This is a genomic window from Georgenia sp. Z1344, from assembly GCF_049856295.1.
In the GTDB taxonomy this organism is placed as follows: domain Bacteria; phylum Actinomycetota; class Actinomycetes; order Actinomycetales; family Actinomycetaceae; genus JB111.
Map to the genome: position 1 here is coordinate 171,570 of NZ_JBNDMZ010000002.1, position 26,170 is coordinate 197,739.

A 26,170-nucleotide genomic window follows, 5' to 3' on the forward strand; every position below is an offset into this window, starting at 1 on the left:
GATCGCCGCGACGCTAACCCAGACCTCCCGTGAACGCCCGCCGGGACCGCACCGTGGGGCCGGTCCCGGCGGGCGGCGGAGCACCCGCGCCGGCAGGCGGAGAACCCACCTCGGCAGGCGGAGAACCCACCTCGCCGGGCGGACCTGCGGGGCCCCGTCCCGGCCTGCGGGGCCCGCGCATCAGGCGGCCGGCCGGCCGCCGAGGTAGAGGTCGCTGAGCTTGGGGTCGGCGAGCAGCTCGCGCGCGGGCCCCGTGGCGAACACGGTGCCCAGGTCGAGGACGCAGCCGATGTCCGCCATCTCGAGCGCGCGCCGTGCGTTCTGCTCGACGAGGAGCACGGCCACACCCGCGTCTCGCATCCGCGCGACCTCCTCGAACACGACGGTCGTGCGCTTGGGGTCCAGGCCCATCGACGGCTCGTCGAGCAGGACGACGTCGGGCCGCACCATGAGCGCACGGGCGAACTCGACCTGCTTCTGCTGACCGCCCGAGAGCACCCCGGCGACGGTCGACCACTTCTCGGCCACCACAGGGAAGATCTCGCGCACGAAGTCCGCGCGCTCGCTCAGGGAGCCCTGGTCCTTGACCGAGTACCCGCCGAGCATGACGTTCTCCTCGACCGTCATCTCCTTGAACACCGAGTGCCCCTGGAGCACATGGCTGAGCCCCTTGCGCAGCAGCGGCTGCGGACCCTTGCCGGTGACGTCCTCGCCGTTGAGGCGGATCGTGCCCGAGCGGGGCGTGAGCAGGCCGCTGGCCACCTTGAGCACGGTCGACTTGCCCGCGCCGTTCGGTCCGACCAGGCAGACCACCGTCCCGCGCGGGACCTGGATCGACAGGCCGCGCAGGACGAGCGCGGCCTTCCCGTAGCCGGCCTCGATGTGGTCGAGGTCGAGGATGATGTCGGACTCAGACGCCAAGGTAGGCCTCCAGGACTCGAGGGTCGGTCTTGACGACCGACGGAGGGCCGTCGGCGATCGGGGCACCCCGGTCGAACACGACGATGTGGTCGCACAGGCTCATGATGAGGTCCATGTTGTGCTCGACGATGAGGAAGGTCGTCCCCTCGTCGTTCAGCTCGCGCACGAGGGTGGCGATCCGCTCGATGAGCGAGGGGTTCACGCCGCCGGCCGGCTCGTCGAGCATGACGAACGGCGGGTCGGCCATGAGGGTGGAGCCCAGCTCGAGGAGCTTCTGCTGCCCGTAGGAGATGTCCCGCGCCTCCGAGCGCTCGAGGTGGTCGATACCCACGCGGGCGAGCATCGCGCGCGCCCGCTCGACCACGGCGGGCGAGGTGCTGCCGCCGAGGTACTGGCCGAGCGTGCGCGGTTGGACGGCGACGAGCATGTTCTCCAGCACGGTCATCCGGGGGAAGACCCGGCACAGCTGGAAGCTGCGGCCGAGCCCCGCCCGGGCGATGCGGTGGGGGGCCCACCGGGTGATCTCCTTCTCGTGCAGGAGCACCCGGCCGGAGTCCGGCTTGATCATGCCCGTCACGCAGTTGAAGAAGGTCGTCTTCCCGGACCCGTTGGGCCCGATGAGGCCGTTGATCTTCCCGTCGAGGAACGTCACGGACGCGTCGGCCACTGCGTGGACGCCGCCGAACGACTTCGACAGGCTCTCGGTGCGAAGGACCGCCGTTCCCTCGGCGGTGCGTGCCTGAGGCTCAGCCACGGTCATGGTTCCCTCCCTCGTCGTCCGCCGGGTCGGCGTCCGTTCGTTCGTCGTCGGCCACCACGCGGCCGTCAGCAGTGACGGTGTCGGGACCGACAGCCGGAGCTGCCGAACCGGCCGCAGGTGCCGAGCGGGACGAGCCGGAGGGCCCGGCCGAGGCCGTCTGGGTCGCGCGCAGCTCCTCGGCGCTCATCTCGCGGATCGAGGTCTCGCCCTGGTGCCGGAACCGCCGCCACAGGCTCTGCGCGCCGGTGAGGACGCCGTCGGGCAGGAAGAGCACGACGACGGCGAGCAGGATGCCGGTGGCGACGAGGTGGAACTGGCTCTGCCCGAACTCGAGGACGAAGTACTCGAGCGCGGAGCCGACGATGATCGCGCCGAGCAGCGGCCCGAACAGGAAGCGCGAGCCGCCGAGGAGGGCCATGAGGACCACCTGCGAGCTGAGGACCACGTCGAACTGGAAGATCGGGTCGAGGTCGCCGAACCACAGGCCGTACAGGCCCCCGGCGAGGCCGACGACGACCGCGGAGATCGCGAACGCCACGAGCTTGAGCCCCGCGGTGGGGATGCCGAGCGACTCGGCCTTGTCCTCGTCCTCCCGGACCCCCTTGAGCCCCGACCCGAACTGGGACAGGTCGATCATCGCCCAGACGAGCAGGGCCACGGCCAGCAGCCCCAGGAAGAGGAAGTAGAAGGTCTGGTGCATCTCCGGACGCAGCATGTCGAAGGGCCGCGGGACCACGAGCCCCTCGGAGCCGCCCGTGAACGAGCGCCAGGACTGGAAGACGAGCTGGAGCACGAGGACGAGCGCGATCGTCACGATGACGAACGACGCCCCGCGCACCCGCAGCGCCGCGTACCCGACCGGGATCGCGACGACGAGCACGATGAGGGCGGCGATGCCGAGCGCGACGAAGCTGTTCATGCCGGTGTCGCGGACGATCAGACCGGTCCCGTAGGCGCCGAGCCCGAAGAAGGCGATGTGCCCGAGCGAGATGTAGCCCGTGAACCCGCCCATGATGTTCCACCCGGTGGCAAGCACCGCGTAGTTGAGCACGATGACGCCGGCCGAGAGCATGTAGGCGTTCGGGGCCAGCAGGGGCCACAGGGCGAGCAGGGCCACGACGACGACGATCGCGCCGATGCTGCGGACGCGTCGTTGTCCGGAGGAGCGCTCGCTGGCGTGCGGGGCGCGCGTGACGCGGGCGGGTGCGGTGACGGTGTCAGAATCTTTGCGCAAGGCGGCCTCCGAACAGTCCCTGCGGTCGGAACATCAGCGTGAGGAACAGGGCGAGGTAGAAGATCGTCTGCGCCCAGGTCGAGCCGACGGGCAGCTCGAGGAGCAGACGCATGACGCCGAGGACGAGGGCGGCGATCGCCGCCCCGGGCACCGAGCCGAGACCGCCGACGACGATGATCGCCATGAGCGGCCCGACCCAGTGCCAGTGCAACGACGGGTAGATCGTCGCCTGGAGGGACAGCGCGGCACCTCCGACGGCAGCCGTGGCCAGCCCGAGCCCGAAACCGAACCCGGCGATCTTGTTCGTGTCGATGCCGACGAGCTGGGCCGCCTGCGGGTGCTGGATCGTGGCGCGCAGCGCACGCCCCAGCCGGGTCCGCTGGAGGACGAGCCACAGCGCCACGAGGGCGACGACGGCGAGCGCGAACGAGATGATCTGGACGACCGGGATCTGCGCGCCGAGCAGCTCGACGCTGTCCGAGCCGTAGCTGAGGTTGATCCTCCGCTGCGTGCCCGAGTACGCCATGCCGAGCCCGCCCTCGATCGCCAGGGCGATCGCGAAGGTGAGGAGCACCGACATCATCGTCATCGTCGCCGGCTTGAGCCGGCTGAGCAGGTAGCGCTGGATGACGAACCCGATGACGAAGAACAGCGGGACCGTGACGATCAGCGACAGGAGCGGGTCCCAGCCGGTGACCCCGTGCCAGCGCCAGGCGATGTAGGCCGAGAGCACGATGAACGCGGCGTGCGCGAGCATGACCACGCGCATGATGCCGAAGTACATCGTGAGGCCGGCCGCGAGGAGCGCGTAGAGGCCACCGAGCAGGATCCCCAGGATGAGGGTCTGGAAGAGCAGGGGTCCGGAGACCATCCGGTCACCACTCCGGCTTCGGGTAGACGAGCTCGGTCGTGGCGGTCTCCTCGGGCAGGACGATGGCGATCTCGCCGTCGACGTACTGCTGGATCAGGTGCGCGCCGTCGGGCCGGCCGGCCTCGTCCCAGGACAGGGTGCCGACGATCGTGTCGACCGAGTTCTCGTGCAGCCAGTCGATGAGCTCCTGCTGGCAGTCGCCCTGCTCGGCGCAGCCCACGGCCTCGACGGCGGCGGCGACGACCTGGCCGGTCGTGTACGCGTTGGCCTCGTCCTCGCCGGGCGCGTGGCCGTGGATCTCGGTGTAGGCCTCGACGAACTCCGCGTTGGAGGGGTACTCGGACTCGGGCGTGTAGCCGGTCGGGGCGATGATGCCCTCGACGTTGCCGCCGATGGCCTCGACGAACTCGGGGTTCGTGGGCGCGGTGGAGAAGGCGGCCAGGCGCGGCTGGTAGTCGAGCTGCTGCAGCGCGAGGATGAGGTTGACCGCGTCCTGGTACTGCGTGCCGCCGATGACGACGTCGGGGTCGGCGGACGCGATCTGGGCGGCGATGCCGGAGAAGTCGGTCGCGTTGGGCGGGTAGACCTCGTCGACGACGATCTCCAGCCCCATCTCCTCGAGCCCGTCCCGCAGGCCGTAGGCGGTCCCCTGCGCGAACGGGTCGTCCATGGCGGCGACGGCGACGGTCTGCGGGCGCTCCTCCTCCGGCATGGCCTCGATGGCCTCGAGGAGGTGGTTGTAGTGGTCGGGAGCGATCGCGGGGGCCGCGTAGAAGATGTTCTCGAAGCCCTGCTCGAAGACCTCGGCGGCCGCGGCCGCCGGCTCGACGAAGAGCATCCCGTACTCCGACGCCACGCGGGAGGCGGGCACGACGAGGCGGGTGGAGAACGGGCCGAAGACGAGGTCCACCTCCTCCTGGGCGATGAGCGACTCGTAGTCGGCGACCACGCGGGCGGCGTCCGAGGCGTCGTCGAGGATCTGCAGCTCGACCTGCCGGCCGAGCAGTCCGCCGTTGTCGTTGATGATCTCGGCCCATGCCTCGTAGCCCCGCTGCACGCCGAGCCCGGGCTCGGCGAAGTCGCCCGTCAGCGGCAGCGAGACGCCGATGACGATGGGGTCGTCGGTGTCCTCACCGCCGCCCGAGTCGTCCGAGCCGCCGCACGCGGCGAGGACGAGAGCGGCGCCTGCCGCGATCGTGGTGAGCCTGACGATCTTCGTCGACATCCGAGCCTCCTTGTTCGGAACGAGCATGCGCGAAAGCGCTTTCCGCAGAGTAGGGCCGTGGGGTTCGGGACACAACCCCCGGCGTGTCGACGGTGTCCTCGGGCCGGCCGGCGACCCTTCGGGACGACGAGTGAGCGGACTTCTGCTTCACGAGTGAGCGCGGTCCTGCCGGCCGAACGAGCGCACGGAGCACGGGTGCGGACGACGCGAGGCGGCCCCGCTCCCTGATCGGGAACGGGGACGCGGGCCAGGAGCGGCGAGACGTCGGTGCGGTGCGGGAGCTCTGCCCCGTCGGCGTCAGCCGATCGCCGCGACCGGGACGGGCAGCGCCTTGCCGGAGCCGTCGCGCCGCTCGTCGACCTCGGGCAGCTCGACGGCCTGGCCGCCGGCGCCCACCGCGCGGACCGGGGTCGGGCCGACCCAGGCGAGCTGGAGCTCGTCCTCGCCGCGGAGGAACCGCTGCGCGCGCACACCCCCGGTGGCGCGCCCCTTGGCGGGGTAGCGGTCGAGCGGGGTGACCTTGGCGCTGCCGGGCGTGGTGCCGGGCAGCGCGTTCGCGGGCCCGGCGATCGTCACGACACCGTACGAGCCGAGGTCCTCGGTGGGCGCGACGCCCATGTGGACGAGCCGGGCGCCGCCGGTGAGCTTGATCCCGGCCACGCCCTTGCCTGCGCGGCCGGTGGGCCGGACGAGCGAGGCGTCGAAGCGGAGCAGCTGGGCGTCGGACGAGACGAGCACGAGCTGGTCGTCGTCGCCGGCGTGCCGGGCGGAGACGAGGGTGTCGCCGTCGGCGAGGGTGATGACGTCCCACGACTCGCGGTTGCCGGGACGGTCGGCGGGGGAGACCCGCTTGACCACGCCGTTCGCGGTCGCGAGCGCGACCGGCGCCGCGTCGTCCCCGAGGGCGACGAGCCCGACGACGGACTCCTCCCGCTCGAGCGCCACGAGCTCCTCGACGGCGGTGCCGCCGGAGAGCCCGGGGGCCGTCGAGGTGCCGGGCAGCGCCGGGGCGTGGAGCGCCTCGAGGCGGACGACCCGGCCGGCCGAGGTGACGAGGCCGACGTCGGCGCGGGCGGTCGTCGCGACGGCGTGGGTGACGGCGTCGTGGGCCACGCGGCCGCCGGTCCGCGGCGGTGCCTCCTCGCCGGGCGTGCGGGCGATCCGGCCGGTGCCGCCGAGCAGGACCCAGCACGGGTCGTCGGGCTCGACGAGCGGCGCGGCCGGTGCGCCCTTGCGTCCGCGCGCAGGCGCCGCCTCCGCCTCGGCGCCGGACCTCGGGGCCCCGCCCGCGGACTCGAGCAGCACGGTCCGCCTCGGGGTGCCGTGGGCCTGGGCCACCTCCGCGAGCTCGGACGAGACGAGGGAACGGAGCGCCTGGTCGGACCCGAGGATCTCCTCGAGCTCGGCGGCGCGGCGCAGCAGCTCCTCGTGCTCGCCCTCGATCTCGAGGACGGAGTAGCGGGTGAGTCGGCGCAGCTGGAGGTCGAGGATGTAGGTGGCCTGCTCGGCGCTGAGGTCGAAGACCGTCATCAGCTGGGTGCGGGCGGCCTCGGCGCTCTCGGCGGACCGGATGAGCTGGACGACCTCGTCGATGTTGAGGACCGCGGTGAGCAGGCCCTCCAGCAGGTGCGCGCGCTCGCGCGCCTTGCGCAGGCGGTGCTCGGAGCGGCGCCGGGTGACGGTGAGCCGGTGGTCGACGTAGACCTCGAGCATCTCCTTGAGCCCGAGCGTGCGGGGCTGCCCGTCGACGAGGGCGACGTTGTTGATGCTGAACGACTCCTCGAGCGGGGTGTAGCGGTAGAGCTGCTCGAGCACGGCGTCCGGGTTGTAGCCGGTCTTCAGCTCGATGACGAGCCGCAGGCCCTGGTGCCGGTCGGTGAGGTCGACGACGTTGGAGATGCCCTCGATCCGGCGGGCGTCGACGCCCTCCTTGATCTTCCCGATCACCCGTTCGGTGCCGACCATGTAGGGCAGCTCGGTGACGACGATGCCCTTCTTGCGGGCCGTGACCTGCTCGACCCGCACGGTGGCCCGGGTGCGGAACGCGCCGCGCCCCCCGGCCTGGGCCTCGCGCACGCCCTCGAGCCCGACGATCCGCCCGCCGCCGGGCAGGTCGGGCCCGGGGACGAACCGCTGGAGCGCCTCGAGGCTCGCGTCCGGGTGGGCGACGAGGTGACGGGCGGCGGCGACGACCTCGACGAGGTTGTGCGGCGCCATGTTCGTGGCCATGCCGACGGCGATGCCCGAGGCCCCGTTGACGAGCAGGTTGGGGAGCGCGGAGGGCAGCACCTCGGGCTGCGTCGTGGACCCGTCGTAGTTCGGGACCATGTCGACGACGTCCTCGCCGAGGTCGGCGACCATCGCGAGCGCGGCCTTCGCCTGGCGGACCTCGGTGTATCGGGGCGCCGCGGGACCGTCGTCGAGCGAGCCGAAGTTCCCGTGCCCGTCGACCACGGGCAGCCGCATGGCGAAGTCCTGGGCGAGCCGGACCATCGCGTCGTAGATGGCGGTGTCGCCGTGCGGGTGGAGCTTGCCCATCACGTCGCCGACGACGCGGGAGGACTTGACGTGGGCCCTGTCGGGGCGCAGGCCCATCTCGTTCATCTGGAACAGGATCCGCCGCTGCACGGGCTTGAGACCGTCGCGCGCGTCCGGCAGGGCTCGCGCGTAGATCACCGAGTAGGCGTACTCGAGGAACGAGCCCTCCATCTCGGCGGCGACGTCGATGTCGACGATGTTCTCCTCGACGACGGGCGGCGGTGCTTTCGGCATGCCGACGATCGTCGCACCGCCCGAGGCCGACGGCCGGGCGCGGCACGCCGCCACTCCCGCGCCGCCGCGGGCCCGGGCGTGGGCCGCGTCACGTCCCGGACTAGATTGGGTCCATGGGAACGCCTGCGGCCGCCGAGGACGACGCGACCTCGCGGGACGAGCTCGCTCCGGACGCGGCGCCCGCGCAGTGGGAGGCGGACGTGGTCCTGCGCGACGGGGCGACCATGCACATCCGTCCGATCTCGCCCGACGACGCCGAGGCCCTCGCCGACTTCCACGCCGCCCAGTCCGAGCGGTCCCAGTACCTGCGGTTCTTCGCCCCGATGCCGCGGCTCTCGCCGTCGGACGTCCACCGGTTCACGAACGTCGACCACGACCGCCGGGTCGCCCTCGTGCTGACCGAGGGGCCGTCGATCCGCGGGGTGGGTCGGTACGACGTCGTCGAGGACGGGACGGCCGAGGTCGCGTTCGCGGTCGCGGACTCCGAGCAGGGCCGCGGGCTCGGGTCGATCCTCCTCGAGCACGTGGTGGCGGCGGCCCGGGAGCGCGGCGTCCACACGTTCGTCGCCGACGTCCTCCCGGACAACACGCAGATGATCCGGGTCTTCTCCGACGCCGGGTACGAGGTCCGGTCCCGGTACGACGACGGGGTCGTCGCCATCGAGATCCCGCTGCGGAGCACGGGCCGGTCCTGGGAGGTGCTCGCCGAGCGGGAGCGGCGCGCCGAGTCGCTCTCGATGCACACGCTCACCGCGGCCCGCGGCGCGGTCGTCGTGGCGCTCGACGAGTCGGGGCGGGCGATGGCGTCCCGCGTGCTCGCCCGGGCCCGCGCCGCCGCGGGGGAGGGCGGCACGATCCCGCTCGTGGCGGTCGGCGACCTCGATCCCGCGGGCGTCCCGCACGTCGCCGACGTCACCGCGATGGAGGAGGCGGTCCCCGACCTGGTCGAGGGCGCCGACCTCGACCTCGCGGTCGTCGCCGGGGAGCCGGCACGGGTCGTCGGCGTCGTCCCCCGGCTGCGCTCCCTCGGCGTCCGCTCGCTCGTCGTCCTCACCGGTGGTTTCGCGATCGGGCCGGGCCGCGAGCTGCAGCTCGACCTGCTCCGCGCCACCCGGCTCGCCGGGCTGCGCGTCCTCGGTCCCGCCTCGTACGGCGTGCTCGGGCGCGGTCCGGCCGGTTCCTACGACCTCACGCTCGCCGACCCTGCGCTCGGGGTCGACGGCGGCGCGCCGGCGCGCGAGGTCGGTGGCCGCGGGGTGGGCGTGTTCGCCCAGACCCGGGAGGCCGCCCTCGCGCTGCGCCGGGGCGCCGCGAACCGGCGGCTGCCGGAGGTCGCGGTCGTCGCCGCCGGGAACCGGATCGACGTCTCGGGCAACGACACGATGCAGGGCTGGTCCGCGGACGACCGCATCGGGGTCGGCATCGTCCACCTGCAGACGCTCGGCAACGCGCGGAAGTTCACGCGGGTGGCCCGGCGGCTCTCCGTCGACCGCGCGCTCGTGGTCCTCACCTCGGCGACGACCGCGGTCGCCACTCTGCCGGGCCACGCCGTCGCCACCTCGCCCCTGCCGCCCAGCGTCATCGACTCGGTGCTCGCCCAGGCCGGCGCCCTGCCGGCGCGGTCGGTCGCGGAGGCGCTCGACCTGGCGGCCGTCGCGCTCACGCAGCCGACCCCGGACGGGGTGCGGGTCGCGCTCGTCGCGACCTCCCACTCCCTCGCCGCGACCCTCTCGGCGACCGCCCGCGCGAGCGGTCTGACCCCGGTCGGTCCCGTCGTCGTGCTCGACTCGGGCCCGGTCGACGCCCGCGAACGGCTCCAGGGCGTCGTGCTCGACGAGGACGTGGACGCCGTGGTGGTCGCCGCCGCGGACGTGCTGGGCGGCGTCGACGCCGAGCTGGTCGAGGCGGTCGCCGCGGCCGCCGCCGCCGACGCGGACCGGCCCTGGGTCGCGTGGGTGTCGGGCGTGCACGGCCTCGACGACCGGCTGCGCCGGGGCGAGCACGTGCTGCCCGCGGTGGGCTCGCTCGACGTCGCGGCGCGGTCCGTCGCCCTGCGTGCCGCGGCCGCCGCGCGCCGGGACGACGACGTCGGCGCGCTGCTCGAGCCCGACGGCACCGACCCGCTCGCGGCACGCGCCACCCTCGCCGACGTGGCGCCCACGGCGACGAGCGGGGACAGCGTCGACCTCGACCCGGCGCGCGCGGCGGACCTCCTGGGCACCTACGGGATCGAGGTCCTCCTCCCACGGGCCGTCGACGTCCCCGTCGAGAGCTCCGACGACGACGTCGCCGAGGCGGCGGTCGCGCTCGCCCGGCAGGTCGGCCACCCCGTCGCGCTCAAGGCGGCCGACGACGTGCTGCGCCATCGCGCGGACCTCGGGGGCGTCCGGCTCGACCTGAGGGACGACGACGACGTGGCGGCGGCCGTCCACCAGGTCCGGGAGCGCTCCCGCGAGGTGCTCGGGCGCCAGTGCGCCCTCGAGGTGCAGGCGATGGCCGAGCCCGGCGTCGCCGTGGTCGTCCACGGCGGGGAGGACCCGGTCTACGGGCCGGTCGTCTCCCTCGGGGTCGGCGGCGACGCCTCGGAGATCCTCGGCGACCGCACCTACCGGGTCGCGCCCGTGACCGCCCGTGACGTCGCGACGATGATCACCGACCTGCGGGCCGCCGCGCGCCTGACCGGCGACCGGGGACTCACCCCGGTCGACACCGCGGCGCTGGCCGACCTGCTGGCCCGCGTGGCCGCGCTCGTCGACGACCTGCCGCAGATCGCCGCGCTCGAGCTCAACCCCGTCATCGTCGCGCGCGAGGGCCTCGCGGTGGCGGGCGCCCGCGTCACGCTGCGGGCGCCGAGCCGGCTCGACGCCGGGCGCCGCACCCTGCCGCGGCCCGGCGCGGAGGGCGCCGCGGGCGCTCCGTGACGGCGGACTCGCCCCCGCGCTCCGGGCAGGTGGACGGGAGTGGCAGGATGGCACGGTGCCTCGGACCAGCTCTCTGCGCCAAGACCTCGACGACGCGGGCTTCTACCCCCAGCTCGTCGCGGACGTGCTCGACGTCGCGCTGGCGGGCGAGGCCGTGACCGCCCACCTCGTGCACCCGGAGACCACCTTCGACCACGAGCTGCGGCGCCACCTCACCGTCCTCGCGCTGACCCCGAGCCGGTTCGTCGTCGTGCACGTCGACGACGTCGCCGACGAGGAGGCGGGCCCGGGCGCGCTGGCCACCTCGGAGACCGTCGCCCTGCACGAGATCCGCACCGTGGCGCTCACGCACGGCGTCCTGGACCCGGCGGGGACCGGCAGCACCTCCGAGCTCACGCTCTCGGTGGGCTGGGGCGCGATCCACCGGGTCGACCTCGAGCGGCAGACCTGCGGCGACCCGGACTGCGAGGCCGACCACGGGATGACCGGGACGCTCTCCCCGGAGGACGTCGTCATCCGCGTGGCGGCCCAGGCCGACGGACAGGACGCCCTCGACCGCGCCCTCGGGTTCGCCCGCGACCTCTCGCGCGCGACCGCCTCCACCACCTGAGGCGCGAGGAGATGCGGGCCCGCACCCCGGGAGCACCTGACCTCTCGCGGCACCTGCGTGCCGTCCTGCCGGCGGCGTTCGACGCCGTGGGCGTGCCCACCCGGTCCGCCGGGCGGGCGTCCGCGGAGGACCGCGGCGGCCTCGGCCTGCCGGACGCGCGCCGGGTCTGCGTGGTTCTCGTCGACGGGCTCGGGCTGGCCCAGCTCACCGAGCGAGGCGGGCACGCCCCGTTCCTCCGCTCGCTGCTGCCGGACGCGATCGCGCTCGACACGTGCCTGCCCTCGACCACGGCCTCGGCGCTGACGACCTTCGGCACCGGCGAGCTGCCCGGCGCGACCGGGATGCTCGGCTACACCGTCCGGCACCCGCCGACCGGTGACCTCGTCAACCTCGTGACCTGGGCCGAGGCGCCGATGACTGCCGAACGCTGGCAGCGTGTCCCCACGCTGTTCGAGCGGGCCGCGGAGGCGACCGGCGAGCCGCGCGGCGCCGTGACGATCGGGCCGGCGCGGTTCGTGGGCTCCGGCCTCACGCGCTCGGCCCTGCGCGGCGGCCGGGGCCTGACCGGTGAGTCGCTGGCCGCGCGGGTCGACGCCGCGGTCGGTGCCCTCAGGGCGGATGCGCGCCTCGCCTACCTCTACTGGGGCGACGTCGATCACGTGGGGCACGTGCACGGCTGGGGCTCGTGGGAGTGGGGCGAGGAGCTGATGGCCGCCGACGCCGAGCTGCGCCGGCTCGCCCGGGAGGTACCCCGCGACACCCTGGTGCTCGTCACGGCTGACCACGGCATGGTCGACGTCGCCGGGCGGATCGACCTCGCGTCGCACCCGGAGCTGCGCGAGGGGGTCGCCCTCGTCGCCGGCGAGCCTCGTGCGTGCCACCTCTTCCTCGACGACGACGCCGAACCGGCACGGGTCGCCGCGCGCTGGCGCGAGGTCCTCGGTCCGGAGTCCGCCGTGGTGACCCGCGAGGAGCTCGTGTCGTCGGGGGCCCTCGGCGCCGAGGTGCCCGACGACCGCGCGGCCGCCGTCGGCGAGGTCGTCGCGTTCCTCGGCGGTACGACGGTCGTGCTCGAGGAGGGCTCGGAGGCGATCGGCTCGACCAGGCTGGTCGGCGTCCACGGCTCGTCGACGCCGGCCGAGCAGGAGGTCCCCCTCCTCGTGGCGGCCGGCTGATGGGTCAGCTCGTCTTCTTCTCCGGGACGATGGACTCGGGGAAGTCCACGCTCGCGCTGCAGGTCGACCACAACCACGCGGCCCGGGGGCGCGACGGCCTGCGCTTCAGCCGGAGCGACCGCGCGGGTACGGGGGTCCTGTCGTCCCGGCTCGGCCTGCGCGCCGACGCCGTCGAGGTCTCCGACGCCACCGACTTCTGGGCCGAGGTCGTGCGCCGCCGGACGGCCGGCGGGCGCGTGGACTACCTCGTGTGCGACGAGGCCCAGTTCTACAGCCCCGAGCAGGTCGAGCAGCTGGCCCGGGTGGCGGACGAGATGGACGTCGACGTCTTCGCCTTCGGCATCACCACCGACTTCCGGACCCGGCTGTTCCCTGGGGCCGCGCGGCTCGTCGAGCTCGCCGACCGGGTCGAGCGGCTCCAGGTCGAGGCCCTGTGCTGGTGCGGGGCGCGTGCCACCCACAACGCCCGGACCGTCGGCGGGGTGATGGTGACCGAGGGTGAGCAGGTGGTCGTCGGGGACACGGCCGACGGAGGAGTCAGGGCCGACGTCGCGTACGAGGTGCTGTGCCGGCGCCACCACATGCGCGGGCTCACCGCCGCGCGCGCGGGCGCCGGGGAGCTGAGCCCGCCGACGCTCGACCTCGCGGGCGACTGACGCACGCCTCCCGGGTCAGTCCGAGTCGGAGCGGGACCCGAAGACGATCTCGTCCCACGACGGGACCGAGCGGCGCTGCTTGCGGCCCGAGGACCGGGCAGGGCGCGGCGCGGGAGCAGGGGAGTCCGCGTCGTCCGTCTCGGCGTCGGACCGGTCGGCCGCGTCGGCCTGCGTCGCGCCCGTCTCGGACGGGTCGGACGTGCCGCTCCCGTCGCCGGAGGGCGTGGCGTCGTCGTCGACGGTGGTCGTACCGGACCCGGTCGCGGGGCCGGCGGACGATCCCGTCGCGGCAGTCTCGTCGTCGGGCGCAGACTCCGACGCCGAGCTCGTCGTCTCCGTCGAGCCGGTCCCCGAAGGCTCGGCGTCGCGGTCCGGTCCGGAGCCGGATCCTGCCTCGGGACCGGAGCCCGAACCGGCGGCCTCGGCGGCGGTCCGTCCCGCACCGGGCTCACCGGCACCCTGCGGCCGGGCGTCCGTGGGGCCCGCGCCGGTCGGCGCCGTGCGGCCGCGCCCCGAGGGGTGCGTCCCGCGGGGGTCGAGCGCCGGCGCGTCCGGGTCCGGTCCGGCACCCGGGAGCGGGCGCGAGCGCCGGTGGGCGTCGAGCGAGAGGACCTGGGCGTCGCGCGCCTGGTCGGGACGGGACGCGGGCGGGTGTGCCGCAGGCACGTCGTCGACCGGGGTCGTGTCTGGCGCCGTGTCGTCGTCGAGGGAGTCGAGGTCGAGCTCGTCCTGGAGGTCGTCGAGATCGAGCCGCGTGCCCCGGTGCGCGGCGAGGTCGTCGAGGAGCGCCTCGGTCGTGTCCGACTCGGGCAGGTCGGCCGGGGACGTCACCTCGTCCTCGGCGTCGTCCGTTCCCTGCGGTGCTCCGACCTCGACGGCGGTCTCGCCGTCGGTGCCGGACCGGGCGCGGGAGGTCTCGTCGCGCGCCCACGGCGGCTCGGCACCGCCGCGCGGCCGGGTGGCACCCAGCGGGCCGTCGGCACGACCCGGGCGCCGCGTGGAACCGACCTCGGTCTCCGAGAGCCACCGCGCCTCGTCGTCGACCGCGACGAGGGTGCGCGACTGCAGGTCGACCGTCCACACCGCGCTGCGCTCCTTGCGGGCGGCGACGAACGTGACGCCGACCTGCCAGGACTCGCCGGCGCGCCGTCGGGCGTCCCACGCGAGGTCCTCGACCTCGACGCCCCGGGCCGCGAGGCGGTCCACCACGAGGTCGCCGAGGGTGGGGGAGTCGGAGTCGTGCCCCACGCGCTGCCGACGGGCCTGCTCGACCACGAAGTTCCGCTCGGCGGTGACCGGCGGCTCGAACGGGGCGACCCGCTCACGCGGGAGGCCGTGCTCGTCCGCGATCTCGTCGACGTCGTACCCGGAGCGCAGCAGGGCCTGGATCTCCCGGGGCGAGAGGTGCGTGGGCTCGGTCGACCGACGGGTGCTGGCCGCCGCCCTCCGCAGGGCGGCGCGCAGGTCCTCGTCGATCCGCAGGTGGTACTCGGCGCCGTCCGGTCCGGCGACGAGCAGGTGCTCGCCGGACTCGGACGTTCCGGTGACGGTCAGCTCGACCATGCGGTCCTCCATCGGCGACTGCCCGTGGTCCCGGGCGCACTCAGGATAGGTGGACGAGGTCCGGGGGAGCGGGAGGCCACGGCCCCGACGGCGACGCCCGTGCCCCGTACGGCAGTGGATCGCCTCACAGTTCGAGCGTCGTGCGACCCCGTCGGCGCGGGCCGTCCGCGCCCCGGTGGCGCGGTCTGTCGCGGCACAGGTGCAGGACCGTGGATATGGGTGGCCGCCGGACGATTTGTGGTGCACAATCCGTCCGACCAAGGTCGGGAACAATTTTCGCAGGCGTGCGTTGAACGCGATCCAGGGGCGCTTCCCACCCCATGAACCACGAGTAGAACCCGGAGCGTGACGCCAGCATGGCGACTGACTACGACGCACCCCGCAAGAGCGAAGAGGAGCTGGGCGAGGACTCGATCGAGGAGCTGAAGGCGCGCCGCGCCGAGCAGTCCTCGAGCTCGGTGGACGAGGACGAGACCGAGGCGGCCGAGGGCTTCGAGCTCCCCGGCGCCGACCTGTCCGGCGAGGAGCTGAGCGTGCGGGTCCTCCCGCGCCAGGCCGACGAGTTCACCTGTTCGCGCTGCTTCCTCGTCCACCACCGCAGCCAGCTGGCCTACGAGGAGAACGGCTCTCTCGTCTGCACCGAGTGCGCCGCCTGACCTGATCTCAGCGCGGCGGCCAGCTCGTCCGGCCGCCGCGTCGAGATCACCCACATCGGGGTCGGGTCCCGGTCGTCGTCGACGACGACCACGACCCCGTGCCCCACCCAGGAGCGGTGGACCACGAAGCTCCGGGCATCGGCGCGCGGACCGAGGATCGCCCGCATCCCCACCGGGTCGAGGACGTGCGCGTCCCCCAGGTGGTGCAGACCGATGACGGCCCCGCCCGCCCGCAGGCACGGCCCCTCCTCGCCCTCGTCCCCCTGCGCCCCCGGCCCGTCGGCCGTGACCTCGACGACGGGTGCGGACAGCCAGAGCGCGACCGCGACGAGGACGGCCGAGACCACCCCGACCGGTACGGCCACCGCCGCGCCGAACGGCAGCGTGGCCAGCGCGAGCGAGAGGCCCAGCCCGGCGGCGAGGACGAGCTGGATCGGGCCGGGCGTGAGTCGTTCGCGGAAGGCGGCGGGGGAGGAGGTCACCGCCACAGCCTGCCACCGCCTGCGGGCGGACGGCGGCTTCGCCCGGGGAGAAGCGGGCCCCGACCCGGTGACCGAGGCCCGGGGGCCGCGGGTAGGCTCGCACGCGGTGCCCGCCGGGCGCGCTGCGGCCGCGGCGACGGCGGGCAGGAGAGGAACGCATGGGACTGTTTTCACGCGGCCGGCACAAGGCGGACCAGACGCCGGAGCCGGACCAGGACGACACCTCGACGACCGAGCACGACGACGGCGCCACCGGGCCCTTCGACGTGGCCGACCGGCCCGACCTCGACGGGCGGCTCGACCTCGGCGCGCTGCGCATCCCGCGCGCGTCGGGGATGAAGGTGCGGCTCGAGCTCGAGAAGAAACGGCGCACCGTCATCGGGACGTCGGTGGCGCTCGAGGGCTCCGCCCTGCAGCTGCAGCTGTTCGCCGCGCCCCGCTCGGCCGGCCTGTGGGACGACGTGCGCACGGAGCTCGCCGCGTCCGTCGAGAAGCAGAAGGGGATGGTCGAGGAGGCGACCGGGCGCTGGGGCGACGAGCTCGTCGTCCACCTCCCGGTCACCCGGTCCGACGGCACGAGCGCGATGAACGTGCTGCGCTTCGTCGGGATCGACGGTCCGCGCTGGTTCCTGCGCGGCATGTTCTCCGGCCTGGCGGCGAAGGAGGAGGCCGCGGCCGAGCCGCTGCGGGACGTCCTCGCGGACGTCGTCGTCGTGCGCGGTCCCGAGGCGCGGGCACCGCGCGAGGTCGTGGCACTGACCGCGCCGGGGACCGGGGAGACCACCGACGAGGTCGACACGGGCGGTGCCCCCGCCCGCCGGACGCTCACGCTCAAGGACCTGCAGCGCGGACCCGAGATCCAGGAGACCCGGTGACCGTTCGGCGTCGCCTGCTCTCGACGGTGGCGGAGCTCGACGCCCTCGACGAGCGCGAGTCCTCCCGGGTCGAGGGCTGCCGTCCCATCGGCTCGGTCGCGCCCCGGGAGCGGGTGCGCGTGGCCGGGATCCTGCGGTCGGTGACGTACCCGCCCGTCGACGACGCGCCGGACCTGCGCGCCCACCTCTACGACGGGACCGGCGAGCTCGCGATCGTCCTGCGCGGACGGCGCGAGGTCCCCGGCATCGTCCCGGGACGGCGCCTCGTGGCCGAGGGGGTCGTCCTCGACGACGACGGACCCACCCTGGTGGACCCCGCGTACGAGCTGCGGCCCTCGCTGGCCGAGCTCGAGGAGATCGACCAGGTCGCCGGGCGGCACCGGTGAGCGCGCCCGACGATCGCGGTCCCGCCCACCACGACGAGCCCGCGACGCGCCCGGCGGTCGAGCCGGACACGGCGCTCGAGCCGGACGAGGTCATCGACCCCGGTACCGACGGCCGCTCCGACGACCCGGGCGGCCCCGGCGCGAACCCGCTGGGCGGGGCCGCGGGCGCCGCCGGGCGCCGGTCCGGCCTCGGCCAGGTCGTCGCCGAGGACTTCTCCCTGGCGGAGTCGATCGGTGGCGTCCGCGGCGTCGTCGAGGCGGTCGCGCCCGGCGCCGTCTTCGTCACCGCCTTCGTCATCACCCGCGAGCTGACGATCCCGCTCGTGGCCTCGCTCGCCGTCGCCGTCCTGCTCTGCGCGGTCCGGCTCGTCCAGCGCACCCCGCTCACCCAGGCGCTGTCGGGCCTTCTCGGGGTGGGCATCGGGGTGGTGTGGGCCTGGCGCTCCGGGCAGGCCGAGGACTTCTTCGCCTGGGGCCTGTACGTCAACGGCGCCTACGCTCTCGGCCTGCTGATCGCGATCCTCGTCCGGTGGGCGCCCATCGGCGTGCTCGTCGAGCTGCTCAAGGGGCGCGGCATGCAGTGGCGCACCGATCCCGAGCTGGCGCCGCTGCGCCGCCGGTACGTCGCCGCGTCGTGGCTGTGGGTCGGCGTGTTCGCCGCCCGGCTGGCCGTGCAGGTGCCGCTCTACCTCTCCGGCGAGGTCGCGGCCCTCGGCGTGGCCCGGCTCGTCATGGGGATCCCGCTGTTCGCGCTCGCCGCCTGGTTGACGTGGGCGCTCGTGCGGGAACGCCCGGCCGCGACCGCCGGCTGACCGGCCCCCGTCCGGCGTCGTCGGTCCCCGGGGTGACCCGGTCCCCGGGGCGCCCCTCGGCGAGGGCGACCTCCTGGTGAGGAGCCGCGCGCGGTCAGTGCGGCGCGAGCGCGTCCTGGAGCGCGCCGAGGTCGTCCTGGCCCTGCGCGGACAGGACGAGGAGCAGCTCGTCGCCGGCCTCGAGCGTGAGGTCCGGCTCGGCACCGTAGGCCGTCCCCGACCGGATGACGGCCGCGAGCACGGCGTGCGGCCCGAGGTCGACGCTGCCGACGCGCCGCCCGACCACGGGGGAGTCGTCCGGGAGCGTGAGCTCGTGGATCGACGCCCCGGAGCGGTGGAAGCGGAACAGCGGCACGAGGTCGCCGACGGAGACGGCCTCCTCGACGAGGCTCGTCATGATCCGCGGGGTCGACACGGGCACGTCCACGCCCCAGGTCTCGGTGAACATCCACTCGTTCTTCGGGTTGTTGATCCGCGCCACCACACGGGGCACGGCGAACTCCGACTTCGCGAGCAGGGAGATGACCAGGTTGGCCTTGTCGTCCCCGGTCGCGGCCACGACCACGTCGCTGCTCGCGGCCCCCGCGTCGGTCAGCGCGCTCGGCGAGCAGGCGTCGGCGAGGAGCCAATCTGCGCGGGCGACCGACGCGACGCGCATGGCCGAGGGCTCGTGGTCCACCAGCGTGACCTCGTGGCCGTGCCCCAGCAGCTCGAGCGCGATCGACCGGCCGACCGAGCCGGCTCCCGCGATGAGGACCTTCATCGCGCCTCCCGCGGCCGGTCCGCGAGCGTGCGGCGGACCGCACCGACCCGGTCGGTCGCCACCGCCATGTGGACGAGGTCCCCCTCCTGGAGGACCGAGGTCGAGTGTGGGACCGTGCCCTCGCCGCGGCGCGTGAGGAAGGCGACGCGCCCGCCGGTCGCCTCCTGGACGTCGACGACGGTGCGCCCCACCCAGGTCACGTGCGGCTCGAGCCGTACGAGCGAGACGAGCCCGGAGGCGTCGACGTGCTCGGCGGGGCTCGACGCGGGCAGGACGTGCGCGAGCACCTGCTCGGCGGTCCACCGCACGGTGGCCACCGTGGGGATGCCGAGCCGCTGGTAGACCTCCGCGCGCACCGGGTCGTAGATGCGGGCGACGACCCGCTCGACCCGGAACGTCTCCCGCGCCACGCGCGCCGCGATGATGTTCGAGTTGTCGCCGGAGGAGACGGCGGCGAACGCGTAGGCGTCCTCGATGCCCGCCTGCCGCAGGGTCTCGCGGTCGAACCCCACGCCCTTGACCTGGCGGCCCGAGAAGTCCTCGGACAGCCGACGGAACGCGTCAGGGTCCTGGTCGACGATCGCGACCGAGTGCCCGGTGGCGTCGAGCCGCTCCGCGAGCGAGGCCCCGACGCGGCCGCATCCCATGATCACCACGTGCACGCCGCGACGGTACCCCGGTCTAGCATCGACCGCGTGCCCGACCTCGTCTCGGCGCTCAAGCGGCTGGTCGTGGGTCGCCCGGTGCGCACCGAACGCCTCGGTGGGACGCTCCTGCCCAAGCGGCTCGCGCTCCCGCTGTTCTCCTCCGACGCCTTGTCGTCCGTGGCGTACGCGCCCGACGAGATCCTGCTGACACTCGCCCTCGCGGGGGTCGCCGCCACCGCGCTGTCGCCCGCCGTGGGCCTGGCGGTCGTCGTCGTCATGGTCGTGGTCGTCCTTTCCTACCGACAGACCGTGCGCGCCTACCCCTCGGGCGGGGGCGGCTACGAGGTCGTGACGACGAACCTCGGACCGCGCGCCGGCCGCGGTGTCGGCTCCGCGCTGCTCGTCGACTACGTCCTCACGGTCGCCGTGTCGATCTCCTCCGGCGTCCAGTACCTCGCCTCGGCCGTGCCCTGGCTGCAGCCGTACCGCGTCCCGCTCGCCGTCGCGCTCATCGCCCTGCTCGCCCTGCTCAACCTGCGCGGGGTGCGCGAGTCGGGGCGGGCGATCGCCGTGCCGTTCTACCTGTTCATGGCCTCGGTCGGCGGCCTCGCCGTCGTCGGCGCCGTCCGGGAGCTGGTCGGTGCGGGCCTGCCCGACGCCGCGACCGCGAGCCTCACGGTCGTCCCGGACCCCGCGCACGACCAGGCGATCGCCACGCTCGGCGGCGCGTTCCTCGTGCTGCGCGCCTTCACCTCCGGGTGCGCCGCGCTCACCGGGGTCGAGGCCGTCGCCAACGGCGTGCCGAACTTCCGCCGACCCCGCTCGGAGAACGCCGCGACGACCCTCCTGCTGCTGGGCGGCATCTCCTCGGCGATGCTCATGTCCATCATCTGGCTCGCCACGGCGATCGACGTCCGGGTGGTCGAGCGCCCCGCCGAGCAGCTCCTCCGCGACGGCGTGCCGGTGGGGCCGACCTACCACCAGGACCCCGCCATCGTGCAGATCGCCAACTCCGTGCTGGGCGGGTGGACGCCGCTCGTCGCGCTCGTCGCCGTCGTCGCGGGTGCGATCCTCCTTCTCGCCGCCAACACGGCGTTCAACGGCTTCCCCGTGCTCGCGTCCGTGCTCGCGCGCGACGGGCTGCTGCCGCGCCGCCTGCACACCCGCGGCGACCGGCTCACGTACTCCAACGGCATCCTCGCGCTGGCCGCCGCGGCCGCCGTCCTCGTCGTGGCCCTCCAGGCGGACGTCACCCGGCTCATCCAGCTCTACATCGTCGGCGTCTTCGTCTCCTTCACGCTCGCGCAGACGGGCATGGTCCGGCACTGGCGCGGGGTCCTGCGCACCGAGCAGGACCCCGGTCTGCGGGGGGCCGCCCGGCGCTCGAGGGCGATCAACGTGGTCGGTGCCGTGCTCACGGGGCTCGTCCTCGTCGTCGTGCTCGTCACGAAGTTCACGCGGGGCGCCTGGATCACGGTGCTGCTCATCGCGCTCGTGTTCCTGCTCATGGGGGCCGTGCGCAGGCACTACGACGACGTCGCGCGCCGGGTGGCCGTGCCTGCGGACACGGAGGCGCGTTCGCTCCCGGCCCGGGTGCACGCGATCGTCCTCGTCTCCACGCTCAACCAGCCGACGGCCCGGGCGCTGGCGTACGCACGGGCGACCCGCCCCTCGACCCTCGAGGCGGTGACGGTGCTCCTCGACGAGGCGTCGACCGTCGAGCTGCGCCGGCGGTGGGACGAGGTCCGGGTCCCCGTCCCGCTCACCGTCCTCGACGCGCCGTTCCGGGACGTCACGGAGCCGGTCCTCGAGCACGTCCGGGCCGTGCGCCGGGCGTCCCCGCGGGAGATCGTCGTCGTGTACCTCCCCGAGTACGTCGTGCGCCGCGCCTGGTACCGGCTGCTGCACAACGGCTCCGCGAAGCGGCTGCACGACCGGCTCCGGCTCGTGCCGGGCGTCGTGGTCGCGACCGTCCCCTTCCAGCTCTCGAGCGCCGACGAGATCGGCGACCAGGAGGTCCACCGTGGCTGACGACGAGGAGCGCGGCTCGCAGGGCGCCGGAGCCGGTGGTCGAGCCGGTGGCGGACGCGGCGGTGCGGGAGGTGGCCGTGGTGCCGGCCGGGGCAGGAGCGGCGGTCGCGGTGGTGGCCGCGGCGGCCGTCGCCCGGGTGGGGCGCGTCGGGGTCGTGCCGGCGGGTCGGGCTCGTCCGGGCGGGGTCGGGGAGCGCCGGCGCCCGATGCCGTGGCGGAGCTCCTCGACGACCCCGTCGCGGTGGGGAGCCCCGCGCACGGGGGGTTCGTCGTCGGGCGCGTGGGGTCCGTCGTCACCCTCGTGCGCCACGCGGTGCCGGGCGAGGTGGTGCGGGTCGCGGTGACGGCGCGCCGGTCCCGCGTGTGGTTCGCCGACGCCGTGGAGGTGATCGAGCCGGCCCGCACGCGCGTGCGGCACGTGTGGCCCGAGGCCGGGCCCGGGGGCGTCGGCGGGGGAGACCTCGGGCACGTGGCCCCGGCGGCCCAGCTCGACTGGAAGACCGCGGTCCTCGACGACTCGCTGCGAAGGATCGGCGGGGAGCAGGTGGCCGGCGACGTCGCGGCCGCCGAGGGCTCCACCGCGGTCCGCGCCGTCGCCGACCCCGCGCAGCCCGGGACCCGCACGCGGGTCGAGCTGACGGGCGCGGCGGACGGCCGCCTCGGGATGCACCGGTACCGCGGCGACGAGGTCCTCCCGCTCGCGCGCCTGCCGCTCGCGGACCCCAGGCTCGACGCCCCCGCGCTGCTGTCCGACCTGCGTGTGGATCCCGGCGCGCGGGTGCGCGCCGTCGTCGGATCAGGGACGGGGCCCGACGCCGAACCCCGCCTGCTCGTCGACGGGCGGGCCCTCCGGGGCGGACCCCGGGTCGCCGAGACCGTGCCGACCGTGCTCGGCCCGCTCGACCTCACGGTGGCGGCCGACGGGTTCTGGCAGGTGCACCACGCCGCCCCGGCCACGTTGGTCGAGGTGGTGCTGGCCCTGGCCGCCGGAGTCGCGCCCCGGCTGCCCGACCCGCCCGCATGGCTGCCGGACGAGGCCGGGACCGCGCACGGATCGGACCACGCCGCGGGGCAGCGCGCACCGGGTGAGCGTCCACCGGGGGAGCGTCCACCGGGGGAGCGGGACGCGGCGGCCGGACCGGCAGGAACCGACGAGGACGCCCGCGCCGACAAGGTTCGTGCGGACGCGGTTCGCGCCGGCCTCGACGGCACGCGCGTGCTCGAGCTGTACTCCGGCGCCGGCCTGCTGAGCGCCGCCCTCGCCCGAGCCGTCGGCCCGGACGGAGGCGTCCTCACGCTCGAGGGCGCGCCCGGCGCCGTCGACGACGCGCGCGCGAACCTCGTGGGTACCCCCTGGGCGCGACCTCTGAGCGGCGCGGTCGACGCGGGCTCGGTCGCCGCGCTCGGCCGTGAGCCGGAGTGGGCGGCGGGCGGGACCGTCGTCCTCGACCCGCCGCGTGCCGGGGCCCGGGCCGACGTGATGTCGGCGGTCGCCGACCTGGGACCGCGGCGGATCGTCCACGTCGCCTGCGACCCGGCGGCCTTGGCCCGGGACCTCGCGGCTGCGCGGTCGGCCGGGTACGTCGCTGAGCGGGTCGTCGCCCTCGACCTCTTCGCCCACACGCACCACCTCGAGGCCGTCGTCTCGCTCGTCCGGGCCTGATCTTTCCCGTCGCCCCGTGTCGAGAGGGCGGGTGAGGGGCGTGTGAACCGCATTCTCGACGGGTGCGGCTGTTCCTCGCCGGCCACCGACCGCACTCTCGTCGAGGACCCCGACCTGAACCGCACTCTCGCCGAGACCGCGCGCCGGTTGGACACGACGCGCCGCCGCGAAGTATCTTGACGTCGAGATAACTTCCGTCCCTGCGTGTCGACGTCTGACACCATGGGCGGGTCGGCGGTGAGGGCGCCGGACAGCTGACAACCCGAGGAGAGAACATGAGCCTGGACAGCTTTGGTTCCCGCGCGACGCTCGACGTCGGCGGCACGGAGTACGAGATCTTCCGCCTGGACGCCGTCGAGGGGCTCGAGAAGCTCCCGTACAGCCTCAAGGTGCTGGCTGAGAACCTCCTGCGCACCGAGGACGGCACAAACATCACCGCGGACCAGGTCCGCGCGCTCGCGAGCTGGGACGCCGCGGCGGACCCGAGCGTCGAGATCCAGTTCACGCCGGCCCGCGTGCTCATGCAGGACTTCACCGGCGTGCCCTGCGTCGTCGACCTCGCCACGATGCGCGAGGCCGTCGCCGAGCTCGGGGACGACCCCGACAAGATCAACCCGCTCGCACCCGCCGAGCTCGTCATCGACCACTCCGTCGTCATCGACGTGTTCGGCCGCTCCGACGCGTTCGAGCGCAACGTCGAGATCGAGTACGAGCGCAACGGCGAGCGCTACCAGTTCCTGCGCTGGGGCCAGTCGGCGTTCGACGACTTCAAGGTGGTCCCGCCGGGAACCGGCATCGTCCACCAGGTCAACATCGAGTACCTCGCCCGCGTCGTCATGCCGCGCGAGGTCGACGGCGTGCTGCGCGCCTACCCCGACACCTGCGTCGGCACCGACTCCCACACCACGATGGTCAACGGCCTCGGCGTCCTCGGCTGGGGCGTCGGCGGCATCGAGGCCGAGGCCGCGATGCTCGGCCAGCCCGTCTCGATGCTCATCCCGCGCGTGGTCGGCTTCAAGCTCTCCGGCTCGATCCCGTCCGGTGCGACCGCCACGGACGTCGTGCTGACGATCACCGAGATGCTGCGCAGCCACGGCGTGGTGGGCAAGTTCGTCGAGTTCTACGGCGACGGCGTGTCCCAGGTCCCGCTCGCCAACCGCGCCACCATCGGCAACATGTCCCCGGAGTTCGGCTCGACCGCCGCGATCTTCCCGATCGACGAGGTCACGCTCGACTACATGCGCCTGACCGGCCGCGACGAGCAGCAGGTCGCGCTCGCCGAGGCGTACGCCAAGGAGCAGGGGATGTGGCACGACCCCTCGCGCGAGGCGGTCTACTCCGAGTACCTCGAGCTCGACCTCTCGTCGGTCGTCCCGTCCATCGCCGGCCCGAAGCGTCCCCAGGACCGCATCGCGCTGACCGAGTCGAAGGGCCAGTTCGCCGGCGACCTCAAGAACTACGTGGTCAACGGCCACGACATCGAGAAGAGCCCGCAGGACAAGGAGCTCGCCGACACGTTCCCGGCCTCGGACGCGCCGTCGCACGACGCGCACGACTCGTCCTCGGACCTCGGGCACCCGCAGCACTCGGGCGCCGTCCCGGCGGGCTACCACCGCCCGCACGCCAACGTCGAGGTCACCCTCGCCGACGGCCGGACGACCGAGCTCGACCACGGCGCCGTCGTCATCTCCTCGATCACGTCGTGCACCAACACCTCGAACCCGTCCGTCATGATGGCGGCCGGCATCCTCGCCAAGAACGCCGTCGAGAAGGGCCTGCAGGTCAAGCCCTGGGTCAAGACCTCGATGGCGCCGGGCTCGAAGGTCGTCACCGGCTACTACGACAAGGCCGGCATGTGGCCCTACCTCGAGGAGCTCGGCTACCACCTCGTGGGCTACGGCTGCACCACCTGCATCGGCAACTCGGGCCCGCTGCCCGAGGAGATCTCCGCGGCGGTCAACGAGAACGACCTCGCGGTGGCGTCGGTGCTCTCGGGAAACCGCAACTTCGAGGGGCGCATCAACCCCGACGTCAAGATGAACTACCTGGCCTCCCCGCCGCTGGTCATCGCCTACGGCCTGGCCGGGACGATGGACTTCGACTTCGACTCCGAGCCGCTCGGCCAGGACCCGTCCGGCAACGACGTCTTCCTCGCCGACATCTGGCCCTCGCCGGAGGAGGTCGAGCGCACGATCACGGAGTCGGTCAGCTCGGACATGTTCACCGAGGACTACGCCGACGTCTTCACGGGTGACGAGCGCTGGCGCAGCCTCGAGACCCCGGACGGCTCGACGTTCGCGTGGGACCCCGAGTCCACCTACGTCCGCAAGCCCCCGTACTTCGAGGGCATGCCGGCCACCCCGGAGCCAGTCACCGACATCGCCGGCGCCCGCGTGCTGGCCAAGCTCGGCGACTCCGTGACGACCGACCACATCTCGCCGGCCGGGTCGATCAAGGCCGACTCGCCGGCCGGGAAGTACCTCGCGGAGCACGGCATCGACCGCAAGGACTTCAACTCCTACGGCTCGCGCCGCGGCAACCACGAGGTGATGATCCGCGGCACCTTCGCCAACATCCGCCTGAAGAACCAGCTGCTCGACGGCGTCGAGGGCGGGTTCACCAAGAACCTCCTCACCGGCGAGCAGGAGACGATCTTCGACGCCTCGCAGGCCTACCAGGACGCGGGCGTCCCGCTCGTCATCCTCGGCGGCAAGGAGTACGGCTCGGGCTCGTCGCGCGACTGGGCGGCCAAGGGCACGGCGCTCCTCGGCGTCCGCGCCGTCATCACCGAGAGCTTCGAGCGCATCCACCGCTCGAACCTCATCGGCATGGGCGTCCTCCCGCTCCAGTTCCCCGAGGGCGAGAGCGCCGAGTCGCTCGGGCTCGACGGGACCGAGACGTTCGACATCTCGGGCGTCACCGCCCTCAACGACGGCACGACGCCGAAGACGGTCCGCGTGAGCGCCGCCAAGGAGTCCGGCGAGGTCGTGGAGTTCGACGCGGTCGTCCGCATCGACACCCCCGGCGAGGCGGACTACTACCGCAACGGCGGCATTCTGCAGTACGTGCTGCGCTCGCTCGTCGCTGCCTGACGCAGCAGGTCCGGTCGCACGCGGCCCCGGCCCTCTCGGGTCGGGGCCGCGGTGC

The 26,170-nt window shown here is 74.1% G+C and carries 21 protein-coding genes; 11 read left to right on the top strand and 10 right to left on the bottom strand.

Annotation, left to right across the window (positions count from 1 at the left end):
- Positions 1-180: 180 nt before the first annotated feature.
- The 6 genes from ACPYO6_RS02675 to ACPYO6_RS02700 form a co-directional block, all read right to left on the bottom strand.
- Positions 181-921 carry an ABC transporter ATP-binding protein gene (locus tag ACPYO6_RS02675; protein ID WP_425713347.1) on the bottom strand — a complete coding sequence of 247 codons (741 nt, stop codon included), beginning with the start codon at positions 919-921 and terminating at the stop codon, positions 181-183.
- Positions 911-1,681, bottom strand: coding sequence for an ABC transporter ATP-binding protein (locus ACPYO6_RS02680; protein WP_425713348.1), 771 nt, complete (start codon positions 1,679-1,681; stop codon positions 911-913). The genes ACPYO6_RS02675 and ACPYO6_RS02680 overlap by 11 nt, the downstream gene beginning before the upstream one ends.
- Positions 1,668-2,915: a branched-chain amino acid ABC transporter permease gene (locus tag ACPYO6_RS02685; protein ID WP_425713349.1), complete on the bottom strand. Its 1,248-nt coding sequence runs from the start codon at positions 2,913-2,915 to the stop codon at positions 1,668-1,670. Before ACPYO6_RS02685 ends, ACPYO6_RS02680 begins: the two co-directional genes overlap by 14 nt.
- A complete protein-coding gene (locus ACPYO6_RS02690; protein ID WP_425713350.1) occupies positions 2,899-3,786 on the bottom strand; it encodes a branched-chain amino acid ABC transporter permease in 888 nt (295 codons plus the stop codon). Before ACPYO6_RS02690 ends, ACPYO6_RS02685 begins: the two co-directional genes overlap by 17 nt.
- A gap of 4 nt (positions 3,787-3,790) precedes the next feature.
- Entirely contained in the window at positions 3,791-5,011 is a 1,221-nt protein-coding gene (locus ACPYO6_RS02695) for an amino acid ABC transporter substrate-binding protein (protein WP_425713351.1), read from the bottom strand.
- Between the two features lie 297 nt (positions 5,012-5,308).
- Positions 5,309-7,783, bottom strand: coding sequence for a DNA gyrase/topoisomerase IV subunit A (locus tag ACPYO6_RS02700; protein ID WP_425713352.1), 2,475 nt, complete (start codon positions 7,781-7,783; stop codon positions 5,309-5,311).
- Between the two features lie 113 nt (positions 7,784-7,896).
- Here ACPYO6_RS02700 and ACPYO6_RS02705 point away from each other — a divergent pair, with 113 nt between their 5' ends.
- The 4 genes from ACPYO6_RS02705 to ACPYO6_RS02720 are packed head-to-tail and all read left to right on the top strand — an operon-like array spanning position 7,897 to position 13,145.
- Positions 7,897-10,704, top strand: coding sequence for a GNAT family N-acetyltransferase (locus tag ACPYO6_RS02705; RefSeq protein WP_425713353.1), 2,808 nt, complete (start codon positions 7,897-7,899; stop codon positions 10,702-10,704).
- A gap of 55 nt (positions 10,705-10,759) precedes the next feature.
- On the top strand, positions 10,760-11,314 hold the full coding sequence (locus tag ACPYO6_RS02710; protein WP_425713354.1) for a DUF5998 family protein: 555 nt from the start codon (positions 10,760-10,762) through the stop codon (positions 11,312-11,314).
- An 11-nt stretch (positions 11,315-11,325) separates the two neighbouring features.
- Positions 11,326-12,489 carry an alkaline phosphatase family protein gene (locus ACPYO6_RS02715; protein WP_425713355.1) on the top strand — a complete coding sequence of 388 codons (1,164 nt, stop codon included), beginning with the start codon at positions 11,326-11,328 and terminating at the stop codon, positions 12,487-12,489.
- Positions 12,489-13,145, top strand: coding sequence for a thymidine kinase (locus ACPYO6_RS02720; protein WP_425713356.1), 657 nt, complete (start codon positions 12,489-12,491; stop codon positions 13,143-13,145). The genes ACPYO6_RS02715 and ACPYO6_RS02720 overlap by 1 nt, the downstream gene beginning before the upstream one ends.
- Positions 13,146-13,160: 15 nt before the next feature.
- Here the strand turns inward: ACPYO6_RS02720 and sepH are convergent, their stop codons facing one another.
- Positions 13,161-14,708 (bottom strand): septation protein SepH, encoded by a 1,548-nt coding sequence (gene sepH, locus ACPYO6_RS02725; RefSeq protein WP_425713357.1) that lies wholly within the window; start codon positions 14,706-14,708, stop codon positions 13,161-13,163.
- Between the two features lie 356 nt (positions 14,709-15,064).
- Between sepH and ACPYO6_RS02730 the strand changes: the two genes are divergently transcribed.
- Positions 15,065-15,364 carry a DUF4193 domain-containing protein gene (locus ACPYO6_RS02730; protein ID WP_425713358.1) on the top strand — a complete coding sequence of 100 codons (300 nt, stop codon included), beginning with the start codon at positions 15,065-15,067 and terminating at the stop codon, positions 15,362-15,364.
- Here the strand turns inward: ACPYO6_RS02730 and ACPYO6_RS02735 are convergent.
- Positions 15,319-15,846: a DUF3093 domain-containing protein gene (locus ACPYO6_RS02735; RefSeq protein ID WP_425713359.1), complete on the bottom strand. Its 528-nt coding sequence runs from the start codon at positions 15,844-15,846 to the stop codon at positions 15,319-15,321. The two genes, ACPYO6_RS02730 and ACPYO6_RS02735, sit on opposite strands and share 46 nt — an antisense overlap.
- A gap of 158 nt (positions 15,847-16,004) precedes the next feature.
- On the opposite strand from ACPYO6_RS02735, the gene ACPYO6_RS02740 reads away from it, so the two are divergent.
- From ACPYO6_RS02740 to ACPYO6_RS02750, 3 genes are read left to right on the top strand one after another with little or no spacing between them, the layout of a single operon-like run.
- Positions 16,005-16,721: a DUF3710 domain-containing protein gene (locus ACPYO6_RS02740; protein ID WP_425713360.1), complete on the top strand. Its 717-nt coding sequence runs from the start codon at positions 16,005-16,007 to the stop codon at positions 16,719-16,721.
- Positions 16,718-17,107: an OB-fold nucleic acid binding domain-containing protein gene (locus ACPYO6_RS02745; protein ID WP_425713361.1), complete on the top strand. Its 390-nt coding sequence runs from the start codon at positions 16,718-16,720 to the stop codon at positions 17,105-17,107. Before ACPYO6_RS02740 ends, ACPYO6_RS02745 begins: the two co-directional genes overlap by 4 nt.
- Entirely contained in the window at positions 17,104-17,919 is an 816-nt protein-coding gene (locus ACPYO6_RS02750) for a DUF3159 domain-containing protein (protein WP_425713362.1), read from the top strand. The genes ACPYO6_RS02745 and ACPYO6_RS02750 overlap by 4 nt, the downstream gene beginning before the upstream one ends.
- A 94-nt stretch (positions 17,920-18,013) precedes the next feature.
- On the opposite strand, the gene ACPYO6_RS02755 is transcribed toward ACPYO6_RS02750, so the two are convergent.
- Positions 18,014-18,682, bottom strand: coding sequence for a potassium channel family protein (locus tag ACPYO6_RS02755; RefSeq protein WP_425713363.1), 669 nt, complete (start codon positions 18,680-18,682; stop codon positions 18,014-18,016).
- Positions 18,679-19,344, bottom strand: a complete 666-nt coding sequence (locus ACPYO6_RS02760) for a potassium channel family protein (RefSeq protein WP_425713364.1) — start codon at positions 19,342-19,344, stop codon at positions 18,679-18,681. The genes ACPYO6_RS02755 and ACPYO6_RS02760 overlap by 4 nt, the downstream gene beginning before the upstream one ends.
- Before the next feature lie 33 nt (positions 19,345-19,377).
- On the opposite strand from ACPYO6_RS02760, the gene ACPYO6_RS02765 reads away from it, so the two are divergent.
- The 3 genes from ACPYO6_RS02765 (at position 19,378) to ACPYO6_RS02775 (ending at position 26,115) form a co-directional block, all read left to right on the top strand.
- Positions 19,378-21,360 (top strand): APC family permease, encoded by a 1,983-nt coding sequence (locus tag ACPYO6_RS02765; protein WP_425713365.1) that lies wholly within the window; start codon positions 19,378-19,380, stop codon positions 21,358-21,360.
- A 211-nt stretch (positions 21,361-21,571) separates the two neighbouring features.
- Complete coding sequence (locus tag ACPYO6_RS02770) at positions 21,572-23,023, top strand: class I SAM-dependent RNA methyltransferase (RefSeq protein WP_425713366.1); 1,452 nt, start codon at positions 21,572-21,574, stop codon at positions 23,021-23,023.
- 275 nt (positions 23,024-23,298) lie between these two features.
- On the top strand, positions 23,299-26,115 hold the full coding sequence (locus ACPYO6_RS02775) for an aconitate hydratase (RefSeq protein WP_425713367.1): 2,817 nt from the start codon (positions 23,299-23,301) through the stop codon (positions 26,113-26,115).
- The last annotated feature ends 55 nt before the right edge of the window (positions 26,116-26,170 follow it).